The organism is Pedobacter sp. SG908 (genome assembly GCF_011759615.1).
GTDB lineage: Bacteria > Bacteroidota > Bacteroidia > Sphingobacteriales > Sphingobacteriaceae > Pedobacter > Pedobacter riviphilus.
Map to the genome: position 1 here is coordinate 462743 of NZ_JAAOYY010000001.1, position 13086 is coordinate 475828.

The 13086-nt window shown below is 40.0% G+C and carries 10 protein-coding genes; 6 read left to right on the forward strand and 4 right to left on the reverse strand.

The features are described from left to right. Positions 1 to 81 precede the first annotated feature (81 nt). Positions 82 to 1935, forward strand: coding sequence for a sugar-binding domain-containing protein (locus FHT21_RS01730; protein WP_167293078.1), 1854 nt, complete (start codon positions 82 to 84; stop codon positions 1933 to 1935). Positions 1936 to 2372: 437 nt separating this feature from the next. After that, positions 2373 to 2921: a GNAT family N-acetyltransferase gene (locus tag FHT21_RS01735; protein ID WP_167293079.1), complete on the forward strand. Its 549-nt coding sequence runs from the start codon at positions 2373 to 2375 to the stop codon at positions 2919 to 2921. Between the two features lie 84 nt (positions 2922 to 3005). On the opposite strand, the gene FHT21_RS01740 is transcribed toward FHT21_RS01735, so the two are convergent. From FHT21_RS01740 to FHT21_RS01750, 3 genes are all read right to left on the reverse strand, one after another. Then, complete coding sequence (locus FHT21_RS01740; RefSeq protein ID WP_167293080.1) at positions 3006 to 3833, reverse strand: MOSC N-terminal beta barrel domain-containing protein; 828 nt, start codon at positions 3831 to 3833, stop codon at positions 3006 to 3008. Between the two features lie 11 nt (positions 3834 to 3844). Continuing rightward, the gene (locus FHT21_RS01745) at positions 3845 to 6205 is read right to left on the reverse strand and encodes a mechanosensitive ion channel domain-containing protein (protein WP_167293081.1); all 2361 of its coding nucleotides are present in this window, start codon (positions 6203 to 6205) and stop codon (positions 3845 to 3847) included. Positions 6206 to 6598: 393 nt separating this feature from the next. Next, the gene (locus FHT21_RS01750; RefSeq protein ID WP_167293082.1) at positions 6599 to 7198 is read right to left on the reverse strand and encodes a DUF2807 domain-containing protein; all 600 of its coding nucleotides are present in this window, start codon (positions 7196 to 7198) and stop codon (positions 6599 to 6601) included. Between the two features lie 491 nt (positions 7199 to 7689). Here FHT21_RS01750 and kaiC point away from each other — a divergent pair, with 491 nt between their 5' ends. Genes kaiC through FHT21_RS01770 form a run of 4 tightly spaced genes read left to right on the forward strand, consistent with a single transcriptional unit; the run spans position 7690 to position 11809 of the window. Next, the gene (gene kaiC / locus FHT21_RS01755; RefSeq protein ID WP_167293083.1) at positions 7690 to 9441 is read left to right on the forward strand and encodes a circadian clock protein KaiC; all 1752 of its coding nucleotides are present in this window, start codon (positions 7690 to 7692) and stop codon (positions 9439 to 9441) included. Beyond that, positions 9441 to 9728: a circadian clock protein KaiB gene (kaiB, locus tag FHT21_RS01760; protein WP_208398852.1), complete on the forward strand. Its 288-nt coding sequence runs from the start codon at positions 9441 to 9443 to the stop codon at positions 9726 to 9728. Before kaiC ends, kaiB begins: the two co-directional genes overlap by 1 nt. Before the next feature lie 2 nt (positions 9729 to 9730). After that, complete coding sequence (locus FHT21_RS01765; protein ID WP_167293084.1) at positions 9731 to 10045, forward strand: circadian clock KaiB family protein; 315 nt, start codon at positions 9731 to 9733, stop codon at positions 10043 to 10045. A gap of 3 nt (positions 10046 to 10048) precedes the next feature. Continuing rightward, the gene (locus FHT21_RS01770) at positions 10049 to 11809 is read left to right on the forward strand and encodes an ATP-binding protein (RefSeq protein ID WP_167293085.1); all 1761 of its coding nucleotides are present in this window, start codon (positions 10049 to 10051) and stop codon (positions 11807 to 11809) included. 331 nt (positions 11810 to 12140) lie between these two features. Here the strand turns inward: FHT21_RS01770 and FHT21_RS01775 are convergent, their stop codons facing one another. Then, positions 12141 to 12890 (reverse strand): hypothetical protein, encoded by a 750-nt coding sequence (locus tag FHT21_RS01775; protein WP_167293086.1) that lies wholly within the window; start codon positions 12888 to 12890, stop codon positions 12141 to 12143. Positions 12891 to 13086: the final 196 nt, after the last annotated feature.

Sequence of the window (13086 nt, forward strand, 5' to 3'; positions counted from 1 at the left end):
TCTCCGAAGGAGTCTTTTGGACAAACTGACTCTAATTGATAGTGCTAGCAAACTCCAACTTTAACACACAAATTTAAACCAATGAACAAAAAAGTATCCATCCTTTTCTCGCTGCTGGGACTCTCGCTTTCCCTTTCTGCACAGCAGCAAGACAAATCGTGGTTGATGGTAAAAGGGAAAATCTCTTCACCATGGGCCCAGGACCTTAATCCTAAAAATGTATTACCAGAATATCCACGCCCACAGTTCGAGCGTGTTGGTAACTGGAAAAACCTGAACGGGCTTTGGGATTATGCCATCTCCGGAAAATCACAACAGCCTGAAATCAACCAGGGTAAAATCCTTGTGCCTTTTGCGGTAGAGTCTTCACTTTCGGGTGTTGGCAAAACGGTTGGTAAAGATAGCCTGCTCTGGTACCAAACCAGCTTTACTGTACCTGCAAATATGAAAAGCAAAGAAATTTTGCTTCATTTTGGTGCGGTTGACTGGAGAAGTACGGTGAGCATTAACGGTAAAACGGTAGGTAAACATGAAGGTGGTTTCGATCCTTTCAGTTTTAATATCACGCCGTTTTTAAACAAGAGTGGAAACCAGACTTTAACCGTACAAGTTTGGGACCCGACAGATGAGGGGCCTCAACCAAGGGGAAAACAGGTTAAAAAACCAGAAGGTATCTGGTATACCCCGGTAACCGGCATCTGGCAGACCGTATGGATCGAGGCGGTAAATAAAGCACATATCGATCACATTAAAGTAACGCCTGATATCGATGAGCAAACCGTAACGGTTACCCCATTTTTAACGGGTGCCGGTACAGGAGATCAGGTTAAGGTTTCGGCATGGGATGGTAAAACCAAAGTGGCTGAACAGACGGGAGATGGAACTGGTGCAATCAGTTTAAAAATTGCAAACCCGAAACTTTGGAATCCTAAAAATCCATTTTTATACGACCTGAAAGTTGAGCTGATTGCTAAAAATAAAAAGGTTGATGAGGTGAAAAGTTATTTTGCCATGCGCAAAACCTCCATAGGCAAAGATCAGAACGGTATTCAGCGCATGTTGTTAAACAATGAATTTGTTTTTCAGTATGGTCCCTTAGATCAGGGCTGGTGGCCAGATGGGCTTTATACTGCGCCAACAGATGCAGCTTTGAAGTTCGATATAGATAAAACCAAAGAAATGGGTTTTAACATGATCAGAAAACACATTAAAGTAGAACCCGCACGTTGGTATTATTACTGCGATAAAGCCGGTATGCTGGTTTGGCAGGATATGCCAAGCGGCGACCTGGGTAACGGCTGGGAAAACCGTCCTGGTATTTTAGACCATGGATCAGATAAAAACAGAAGTGCCGAATCTGAAGGATATTACAAAAAAGAGTGGAATGCCATTATCGATGCACTTTATAATGCGCCTTCAATTGTGGTGTGGACACCTTTTAACGAGGCTTGGGGCCAGTTTAAAACCGTAGAAATTGCCAAATGGACAAAAGAAAAAGATCCTTCAAGGTTAGTGAATACGGCCAGTGGGGGTAATTTTTATCCGGTAGGTGATATTATCGACCTGCACAATTACCCGCATCCGGCTATGCCGAGTCCTGATTATTTTGGAAAAGATTATGCCCTTGTGCTTGGCGAGTTTGGTGGGCTTGGTCTGCCCATTGACGGCCACGTTTGGCAGCAGAAAAATAACTGGGGTTACCAGAGTTTTAAAAACAAAACCGATCTGTTTAATAAATATGCCGAGTTTACGAAACGTTTGGCAGAATTAATCCCGTTAGGCCTTTCTGCCGGTGTTTATACCCAAACTACCGATGTTGAAGTAGAAACCAATGGTTTGATGACCTATGATAGAAAAGATATCAAATTTTCGGAAGCGCAGATGAAAGCTTTGCACGATAAGCTTTACCAGATAAATGTGCAGGTAAAGCAATAAGCAGTATCAATCTGTAAATCGCTAAATCATTAGCCTATGTATCAATCCGGGCTAATGATTTTTTTAGCAAATGGCTGGCAGCGGAGTTTTGTTTACCTTTCTCTACCCCCTTGTTTACCCTTCTCTACCTATTCTTTACCCTTTCTGTACCTTTTGTTTACCTTTTCTGTACACCAAGTTAACCCCAGGTTAACCCTTAGCTTACCAATTCTTTACCCTGGCCTTACCTCATTCATTACCTAAAAGGTAAAGCCAGGGTTCATTTTGAGTTTAATTTAGGTTAACTTCGGCCGATGTTGCCTGCCAGCAAGTACCTCCAAGTGGTATTAGTTGTATTGGCCTTACACTGATCGAGAAACTTTAATTCACATAAAAAAATCGTTATCTTCAGCTAGCCAATAATCTTGACTGCATCAATTCTTCCTTAAGTTAACCAGATGAAACCACTCGATTTTTCTACTTTCCCTGTACTCGAAACCGATAGATTGGTTCTTCGCAAACTTTCGTTGGAAGATGCTCCTGTAATTTATCAATTGCGTTCGGATGTTGAAGTAGCCGCTTTAACAGGTAAAGCTCCCTTTCTTCATGTTAACGAAGCCATTGCATACATCAATAAAATTGATAAGCTAATCAATAATGATGAATCTATATACTGGGTTGCTTCTTACAAAGGTGATCATGCCATGATAGGTGCAGCATGCCTTTGGAATTTTGATATCCAGAACGAGACCGCGGAAATGGGATATGAGTTGCTTCCCGAGTTTCAAGGTAAAGGTATAATGGTAGAAACTATTACCCGTATCCTCAAGTATGCATTTGAGGTAATTGGTATTAAAACCATTGTGGCTTTTCCATCCATCGACAACCCACCTTCTATAAAATTACTGGAAAAAATGGGATTTGAAATTGCATCAGAAGATTATCAAAATACACATATCGATGTTCCAGGTATGCTTTGCTATATACTTACTTCAGGAACTAAATAATATAGAAGACATCTGAATACGTTTACTGGAAAAGCTAAAACAGTTTGCAGCACATAAAAATAGACAAAAAGTAAATAAGGCTTTTTAAAAAGGGTTAATGCTTTTCCAGTTTTTAACTTTCAACTCATCACCAACTTGTATGCTACCTAAGTGATGGTGAAGCAGGTTCTGGCCGAACATGATTTTTTTGCCAACTGTACGATAGCTGGCCAATGTTCTTAATGGTTCCTGTCCTTTCTCGCCGGTTTGTTGGTCAATTGTAATGAGTACACACCTCGCACATGGTTTTACGGCTGAAAATAAAACTTCGCCGATGTAGAAATCTTTAAAGCTGTCCTCAATATGTGGCTCTCCTCCCGTAAAAACAAAATTTGGGCGGAAACGGTCCATAAGAATGGGTTCCGCAAGCTTTTCATTCAGTCCGTTAAGCGAAGACTGGCCTATGATCAGGCAAGGATATCCATCAGCAAAGCTCACGATTTCATCATTCGAAGCATAATCCCGGTCTACCAATCTCTTTTCAGTTAAAGGCATTTTTACCAATCTAACTTTAAACTTCAGGAAATCAGAAAACCAATGGCTTACCGTTTTATTTACTTCAAGCGCCGTAGCAGTGTCATTCCAGATTACAACTGAAATCTGTTCTCCGGTATCTTCATCTAAAGAAAAGGATATGTTTTGCTCAGGCAATGTTTTATGAGAAACGCTTAGTTTACCATCGGCAATATTTACCAGTAACAGGGCCAGTTCAAAATGTTTCCGTTGGGTAATAAATGTGCCTTCCTCGTCAACAAGCATCCATCTTCTGTCGTATTGGAGGCCCCTTTCTTCAAGCTGTGCTTTTTCAAGCCGTATTCCACCCAGTGATTTAATGGGATAGATGTTTATTTCAGAAAGGACAAACTTATTCATGTTATCTCCAATTATAAAATTTCTATGTTCTTCTGTTCAAATACCTCAAATATCTGCGCATTAATCATACTCCGTGTCAAATCGGCTTTCGATATATCCTTGCACCAGAAATAAATATTGATGGTACTGTTGAGTTTACTCACCGGACTGATCATAATAATAGGTTCTTTGCTGATAAAAACGTTACTGTTCTCTACAATAATTTCTCTGATCAGACCAACCACTTCGGTAGAATTAAAAGGTTTTGCAATCAATAAAGAAATATCTACCCGCATCTGGTTGTTGCTCAATGTCCAGTTGATGATATTGTTAGATAAAATGGAACCGTTGGGGATAATAATTTCAGCGCCTTCGTCGCTAAGTAAGGTACTGGAGCGTACGCCGATTTCCTTTACCCTTCCTTTTTTATTGCTCAGTTCTACAATATCGCCTATGCGGATGGTTTTATCAAAAATAAGGATAATCCCTGATACAAAATTGCTTACGATGTTCTGTAAGCCCAATCCAATTCCAACACCCAATGCACCGAGGATAACCGTAATTTTATCGATTGGCAACCCGGAGGCAGCAACAGCGATTAAAAAGCCGCCAATTAATAACACCAAACGGGTTACGAGTAATTTAGACCGTTCTCCTTTGTTATCGTCAAAACTATCATCTCCTGTATCGCCAAAGAAATAAGCAATATATTTCTGCAAAAAGTTGGCAATCCAAATGATGCCCAAGAATAATACAATGCCGCCAAAGGTAAAGGAGAAACTGCCTATAGTTCTTTTTTCAGTCAGAATTTCCATTACCGATTCGTAGAGCCCATTAAAAATATTCAGGTTGGTGGTAAATATCACAAACCAGATGATGGTAGCACCAATGCCCGTAAGCCTTTTAAGTCCGGTAATTACAGGTTGCCAATCAAAATACTCCGGAAATCCCTTACGGATCCGGCTGCTTTTCATCTGTAGTAAAAAAGCTTCTACCAATACTTTGGCCAGGATGGTTAGCGATATGGCATTTAAAAGGGAGCTTACCCCGGTTGAATAAAAAATCTGCGTAAGGGTAAAGCGGCCAAATAGATTACAAAACGTGGCGATAATAGCAAAGCCAACATAAATAAAACCCGTGGTAAGGATCATTTTGTATCTTTTGGTTTTTTCATCGAGTATTTTCCATACCATAATGCCATAGGCAACTGAACTGGTGGTTAGGAACAAAAGCAGCCAGCGCTGGTATCTAGGTGGCATACCCAAAAGACGTAAGAAAACCGGGGCAAGAAGGAGTATTACAAAGATGCACCAATAGTAAAACAGCTTTGATTTTAGCTTTTTACGGAAAAATACAGTAAGCAAAATGGCGAGTATAACCTCTACCGCTTCTATGTAAAGTGCAGGTGCCCTCAAATCGAAAATAGGCGCCAGTGCAAAGAGCATGATAAAGGTAATTAAATAAGGCTGCGGACTGATGAGTGAAAAGCCATCAAGTGTTTCTAAACGGCCCCGCTGTTTTACACTTCTAAAATTGAAGAACACCCAAAAGAAAAATATGGTGCAGGTAAAAAGCAATAACAACCGGCTGCTCCTGGTGTACACAAAATAATAACCAGATATTTCTTGCTCTCCTTTAATAAACCTACGGAAACCCATGCTTCTATTGGCCCGTTTGTTTACCGATTCCCATAAATAACGGCGCTCTTTACCAAAAGCTTTAATGCTTACCGCCTCGAGTTGGCTATCGGTAAGGTACATGAGCTCTTTAATATTGATCAGGTTAGAAGAAGTTCTGGCCTGCAGGTTATTGATAGATAAGGTAGTCGTTTTCAGCAGGCTATCCATCATTATACGTTTCTTCTTTAGCTCTGCAAATTCACTTTTAAACATAACCTGTACCGCAGGAACGGTAAACAATTTAATCAATACGGTATCTTTACGAAGATTAAGGATTTCGGTTTTTAAAGCACGTAGCTCCTTTTCATACTCATCAAGGTCTGATAAACAATCTTTGTTATTGTGCTGTAATTCTTCCAGCAGGGTTTGGTCCATCTGCAGGTTTTGCAGATTTGGAGACCTATCGCCCTGTGTTAACCGACTTTTAAGCAGTGCCAATGCTGCTTCATCCTGAGTTAAATGCGCTGCTATAGGCTTAAGTTTCTTAAACGAACCAACAGTTACCGGAACTTTATTAACGGTTTCAAATACTTTTTCCAGGTGTGCGAGATAATCACCCTTGGTTAACGTAGCAGAATCGGCGAGAATAGATACATCCTGACCTTTATATGCAGGTTTATCTTTTTGCGCAAACACATGGCCAGAAAAAAATAGGATAAAGAGTAAAGATATAACGTTCCGGATAGCTGGGTAAAAAGAATTTCGTGTTATCATTGAGCTTAAGCCGTATTGAATATTATCCTTTATGGGAATACGGGTTTTCAAAAATAGGCATTAGGATTCATTTTTTAATCAGAACGCAGGTACTACATGACTGTGGATGGAACTGGTTAAATTCCCCTAAAGCGCTTCGACAAGCTCTCCATAGGAGTCCTTTGAACAACATGACAAGTTTGAATGGGATCACAACCTATTAATACGGCCTTTTGTGTAAGTAAAAAAGATATCATTTTAAACAGGCGCTTAATATTTGTTGTTTGTTAAAAGAAATAAACATTTTGATGGGGAATATATTTAGGCTCTCAAATATTAACCGCTTGGTTGTCAATGCAACAAAAAAGGGGGCTGCAAATTATTTGCAGCCCCCTTTTCGATATTGTGATTAACTTATTTTGCTAATGAAGCAGTTTGTTCTGTACCAGTTACTGGCGAACTCACTTGTGTTTTCATTGCCGCAAATCTGTCTAAATTCAATTTTGGTGTGCTTCCCATTACCAAGATATGCTCTCCGGTAGCGCCGCTTAATTTTAAATCTGCACGGTCTTCAATTACAGTATATAAACTTTCTGTATCTGAATCGATTTCGGCAACCGCATTTCCTTTTAAGAATAACTGAAGATATTTAGCATCCAATTTGCCTGCTGTTTTTACTACGGCATTTTCAGATGCCTGTACCCTATAGATGTTGTTTACATAAACAGTAATCTTAGCTGTATTTTTATCTGTAGAGCTGATTTTTAATGCATGTCCATCCTGGATCACTTTTACTACACCAGTGTTATCATCGTTGTAGCTTACGCTTTCTTTTTTTCCTTGTATTAATGTAATTTCTACATTTCCACTTACAATAACCTGGCTGATGTTTTTAGGTGCCGACATTTTGATTGGCTGTTTCTCACCTGCCATTACACTTGTTGAGAAAATAGCAGAACTTAAAACGATAGCTGCCAATACTGATTTTGTTAGGGTTTTGATTGAGGTTTTCATAATGCTGTTGTTTATATTTTTGATTAATATTTTGTGATTGTTTTGTAGATAAGACGCCACTACAGGCAAAACGTTGCAGCAGAAAACCCGTAATTATACCAACACAGTGTAATTCTCGACGAACGGGTTTAAAAATCGGGCGAAAAGGAACTCATTTTTATTGGAATGAGCTTAACCCAAATGCTTTGAACTTAACTTTGTCAGTAATATTGCTGCGGTTGCGGTGACGATTTATCTTAATCGTCACTGTAACTCCACTGTTTTTCAGTTAAAAGCTAATCGCTCAGGATGACAATGCCTTTTTGTTTTCTCCTTAATTTAATGCTCTGTTGTTATATCCAGGCCTGATGGTTGTACGATGAGCACAATACTTTTAGCAAGGATACATGTGTCTGGTTGCAAACATTTTTTAATGTTCCCTGTTTGTTTGGAAAGAACTTAATCGGAGGTTATAATTAATTAACGGATTTAATCTTTAAAAATTTAAGTGAATGGCTAAATCAAAAAAGAAGCTGGAAGCGCACTCATCTGGTACAATTCCTAAAACACTTACTGGTATTTCCGGACTTGATGAAGTCACGCTGGGTGGGTTGCCTTCAGGAAGGCCTACACTTATTTGTGGCGATGCAGGTTGTGGCAAAACACTTTTTTCCATAGAATTTATTGTAAAAGGCGCATTGTATTATAATGAGCCAGGAGTATTTATGGCTTTTGAAGAAAAAGCCGAAGAACTTAAAGCGAATGTAGCTCCGCTTGGATTTGATCTGGAACAGTTGGAAAAGGATAAAAAGATAAAGTTAGATTATGTACACATCGACCGCTCGGAAATAGAAGAAACAGGGGAGTACGATTTGGAAGGACTTTTTATTCGTTTGGGTTATGCAATAGATAGTATAGGGGCAAAAAGAGTGGTGCTTGATACGATCGAGAACCTGTTTTCGGGGTTGCGCAATGCTGCTGTGCTACGGGCCGAAATCCGAAGACTTTTTCAGTTCCTAAAATCGAAGGGTGTTACCGCAATCATAACAGGAGAGCGTGGTGGAAATAGGCTCACCCGCCAGGGGCTTGAAGAATATGTTTCAGACTGTGTGATTTTACTTGATCATAGAATTACCAACCAGATTTCGACCAGGAGGCTGCGGATTGTAAAATACCGTGGATCTTTCCACGGAACGAATGAATATCCCTTTCTGATAGACGATGAGGGTATCTCTGTGCTTCCGGTTACCTCTTTGATGCTGAATCATGAGGTTTCTTCGAAAAATCTGTCTTCAGGTATTCCTGCGCTTGATAAAATGCTGGGAAATTCCGGCTTTTTTAAAGGGAGCAGTATATTGGTTTCGGGTACGGCCGGAACGGGAAAGACCAGTATAACGGCCACATTCGCTAATTCTGCCTGTTTACATGGAGAAAAATGTCTTTTTTTCGCATTCGAAGAGTCTCCAAAGCAGATCATTAGGAATATGCGTTCTATCGGTATCGATCTTCAAAAACATGTAACAGAGGGCTGCCTGGAATTTTATGCCTCGCGGCCTACTTTATATGGCCTTGAGATGCACCTGGTGGCGATACACAAAGCGATCAAAAAATTTAAGCCCTCAGTAGTGGTGCTCGATCCGATTACCAACCTGATAACGATAGGATCAGTAAGTGAGGTGAAAACCATGCTTGTACGCCTTATCGACTTTCTACAGGCAGAGCAGATTACGGTAATGTTTACAGCACTTACCTTTAATAATATGGTGAACGAACAGACCGATGAGGGTATATCTTCACTTGTTGATGCATGGTTATTGATCAAAGATATTGAGAGTAACGGCGAAAGGAACAGGGGATTATATATCATGAAATCCAGGGGCATGAAACATTCCAACCAGATCAGGGAATTTGTGATTACCGATCAGGGGCTAAACCTGGTGGATGTATATCTTACCGAGGATGGTGTGCTTACTGGTTCGGCAAGAGAAGCACGTATGCTTTTGGAGCAAACTGGTGAAGTTATTCATGCCCAGGCAGTTAGCCGCAAAGACCGGGAACTTGAACGTAAACGGAAAATCTTAGAATCAAAGATTGAAAGTTTAAAATCAGAATATGAGTCTGCAGAAGAAGAACTCAATAAAGTTTATGTAGAAGAAGCGTTGAAAAAACAGATTATGGGCGAAACGCTGAGCAAGATTGCCGATATGCGAAGGGGAAATACAGATAGTAAAGAAAAAAATATAAATAAAAAAAGAAATAAATAGTGGGAAAAGCATACGAACTCCGGCTATACGTAGCTGGTAAAACGAGTAAATCGGTAGCTGCGCTTGAAAACCTGAAGAAGCTCTGTGAAGAACATCTGAAGGGGAAATATAGCATTGAGGTAATCGACCTTTTGGAAAAACCACAACTGGCTGAGGGTGATCAGATATTTGCGATTCCGACATTGGTGAAAAAAGTTCCTGAACCGGTTCGCAAAATCATTGGTGACCTCTCAAATGAAGAAAAGGTATTGGTGGGATTGGATATACGCACAAAGGTTAATCATTAAATATGTCAATAGGAAATCCAGCTCATCAAGATAGTAACCCAAGCGTCGAATTTTTTTCGCTTAGGCTTTTCATTGCTGGTGCATCACCGGTTTCCGCAAGGGCAATTGTTAACATCCGCGCAATCTGCGAAGAATTTATTGCCGGCAGATACGAGTTAGATATCATTGATGCGCATCAGCAGCCATTATTGGTTCAGCAGGAGGATGTTACCGCCATTCCGATGCTGATCAAAAAATCACCCATGCCTACCAAAAAGCTGATTGGGGATTGTTCGGATCGCGAGAAAGTATTAAAAGGGTTGGGTATTAACCATTAAGTTATGCAGAAGACAAATGAACATATCAGTCTCGAGCGTGCCTATGAGGAACTGCGCATCCAGCTAGAGGAAGCTAACGATATTATTCATGCTATCCGCTCGGGAGAAGTTGATGCCCTGATTGTAGATGGTGAAAATGGTCGGCAGCTTTTTACGCTGAAGAGTGCAGACCATACTTACCGCATCTTTATTGAACAGATGAGCCAAAGTGCACTAACCCTTGATGCATCTGCCCGGATATTGTATTGCAATTCGCAGTTGGCCAAACTTTTATCGCTACCCTTAGAAAAAGTTATCGGGTCAAACTTTTTAACGTTTTTTTCAAAAGAAGACCAGGCCATTATCAGAGAAATAATTGCCGTTGCTTGGGAAAAGGATTCCAGAACAGAAATCAACATTATAAGCAGCGCAGGCATTCCTTTGCCCGTTCAGCTTTCTTTAAAAGTGCTTAATCTTGATGAGGGGACCGCACTAAGTATTATTATTACTGATCTGAGCGAGTTGAAGAAAAACCAGTTGCTTTTAGAGACCAGAAACAAAGAACTTGAAGCAACGAGGAAAACAGCGGATGAACTCAATGAAAATCTTGAAAATATCGTCAGGCAAAGAACCCGAGAACTGGAAGCGACCAACGAGGAGCTCGCAGCTGTCAATGATCTCCAAACAGAAATCAATAATCAGCTCAATAATGCGCTTCACGCGTTAAAGGAAAGTGAAGATAACCTACAATCTGCTTTCGATGCAGCTGAGCTGGGCAGCTGTAACCTGGATATTAAAACAGGACGTGTAGAAGCATCAAAAAGATTCAGGGAACTCTGCGGTCTGCCTTTGGAGGAAGAGGTTAACTGGAAAATGGTGATGGAATGTGTTGATGCCGAGCATCTTTCAGATTTCGAGCAGGTTTTTAAGGATTGTATCAATCTCAGAAAACCATTAGATTATACTTATCTCATCAGGAATCTTGTTTCAAGTGAGCACCGCTGGGTGAGGATAGTTGGAAAGGCTAAAAGGAGTAGTGGTGCCGATTTTGATAGTATTTACGCGGTTTTGATGGATGTAACAGATCAAAAACGTGACGAACAGCGAAAGAATGACTTTATTGCAATGGTTAGCCACGAACTTAAAACACCGCTTACTTCCATGAAAGGTTATATTCAGGTGATGCAATTGAAAGCCAAGAGCAATCAGAACGATTTTGCAGATAAAGCGCTTCAGCGAGCTGAGCGTCAGGTGAATAAAATGACCAGTATGATCAATGGTTTCCTAAACCTTTCGCGCCTGGAGTCAGGGAAAATGCTGATGGATTTTCAGCCTATAGAAATGTCTTTGCTGCTTGAAGAAGTGGTTGAGGAGTATATCGCAACAGTAAACAGCCACGATATAAAGTTTGCATTTCAGCCAGGTCTTTTTGTGAACGTAGATAAAGACAAAGTTGGGCATGTGATTAATAATCTAGTCAGCAATGCGATGAAATATTCGCCTGTAGATAGTGAAATAACTGTTGAGTGTTATCCTGAAGGTGAGACAGCAGTATTCCGGATAGCGGACCATGGGATGGGAATAGATGAGAATGACATTCCAAAACTGTTCGAACGGTTTTACCGGGTAGAAAGCAATCGAATGACAACCGTTGCGGGTTTTGGAATAGGACTTTATCTATCTGCAGAGATAATTCAGCGGCATGGCGGGAAGATATGGGCAGAAAGCGAGATAGGGAAGGGATCTGTTTTTTATTTTAGTTTGCCTTTACTTAATCCTTCCTGAGTTCGATTAATATTTATGCATTTTGATTCGTTGTAGCTCCCTTTTTCTAACGCTATCGTCAAGCTGAATTTATTTTACAAGTAGAAATAGCGTTTTCAATTGCCTTGTTGCTAAACATGATCAGCATCTTGGTAAATAGACCCTGATCGCGAAGTTTCGGGACAGGGCGACTACTTTGAGTTAAAAATATCAGCCGGAGAATTTTTAAACAAATATTAATAATCGAACTAAAGTTTCCATGAACCTTTAGTTCGAAATTGATGCATTCAGTTGCCTCGCGATCGCAAATCTTCCCATATACTTGCCGAGCTGTCTTAAGGATTATGGCAGGCTAAAATTTAATCGATAGTTTTTCAGAAACAAGCGCATTGTTTTTATAATACTCGAAGAACCAGGCTCCGTTCTTTTTTAAAACTATGCCGTTTACATTCCCATTGTTCGAAATATAACAATCTTCTACAGAGGTTTTTAGTAAGGTCATTACAATTTTAGGTGTTGCATCTATCAGTTGGTAGCCATTGCTTATGGGCTGTGCATATAATAGCGCTCCTGATTGTTCTGTTTTGGTTGCAACTGGCTGATTAACAGGTGTAGGCGCTGTTTTCGTTTCTGTATTTGCATTGGCTGGTACCGTGTTGGTAACCACGGTGGGGCTGCCTGCTACATATTTAAAATCGTTAAAGGATGTAAAAGCGTCTTTTAATGCCAGGTTGTAAGAGGTTTCATATTCCTTCTCCCTGCTTTTGCCTGCCTTGCTTTTTATCACCACAGCGCCCTTACAATCTTTAAGTAAAAGGGTAAGATTGGTCACAAACATGCTATTGTTTTCCTGCAGTTCTACCACCAGTGCCTTACATCTATCTGTTGCAATTTCTTCAGGTATTTCAGCATTATCAAAATACACCGTAAAACCCTTCTCCTCAAAAAAAGCCTTGGTGAGGGTATTTAAGCCATATTGATTAACCTGTTTGAGAAAGCTAAATTTCTCGGGCACAATGATGTATTTATAATTGCCAGTATTAGACTGTGCCTGTACAGAAAAAGAGATGGCTAAAAGGATAATAAAAAGATATCTTTTCATAATGGTTATTGGAGTTTGCATCAGATTCCGCCTCAATTTATAGAATGAAACGGAGAAAATCAAATTTATCGTTCACTAACACCATCTGTATTCATCCACCTGTAAATTGGGTTAGATCTTATCAGCAAAAAGAACAATGTTTACACAATCGGTTGCATTAATCGATTCAATTGTTTATTATTATGGCGATTAATGA

Bases quoted from the DNA above. Each gene is read 5' to 3' on its own strand.
- kaiC (WP_167293083.1), top strand. From the start codon at position 7,690: ATGGCTAAATCAAAAAAGAAGCTGGAAGCGCACTCATCTGGTACAATT.
- FHT21_RS01775 (WP_167293086.1), bottom strand. From the start codon at position 12,890: ATGAAAAGATATCTTTTTATTATCCTTTTAGCCATCTCTTTTTCTGTA.
- FHT21_RS01750 (WP_167293082.1), bottom strand. From the start codon at position 7,198: ATGAAAACCTCAATCAAAACCCTAACAAAATCAGTATTGGCAGCTATC.
- FHT21_RS01730 (WP_167293078.1), top strand. From the start codon at position 82: ATGAACAAAAAAGTATCCATCCTTTTCTCGCTGCTGGGACTCTCGCTT.
- FHT21_RS01745 (WP_167293081.1), bottom strand. From the start codon at position 6,205: ATGATAACACGAAATTCTTTTTACCCAGCTATCCGGAACGTTATATCT.
- FHT21_RS01765 (WP_167293084.1), top strand. From the start codon at position 9,731: ATGTCAATAGGAAATCCAGCTCATCAAGATAGTAACCCAAGCGTCGAA.
- FHT21_RS01735 (WP_167293079.1), top strand. From the start codon at position 2,373: ATGAAACCACTCGATTTTTCTACTTTCCCTGTACTCGAAACCGATAGA.
- FHT21_RS01770 (WP_167293085.1), top strand. From the start codon at position 10,049: ATGCAGAAGACAAATGAACATATCAGTCTCGAGCGTGCCTATGAGGAA.
- FHT21_RS01740 (WP_167293080.1), bottom strand. From the start codon at position 3,833: ATGAATAAGTTTGTCCTTTCTGAAATAAACATCTATCCCATTAAATCA.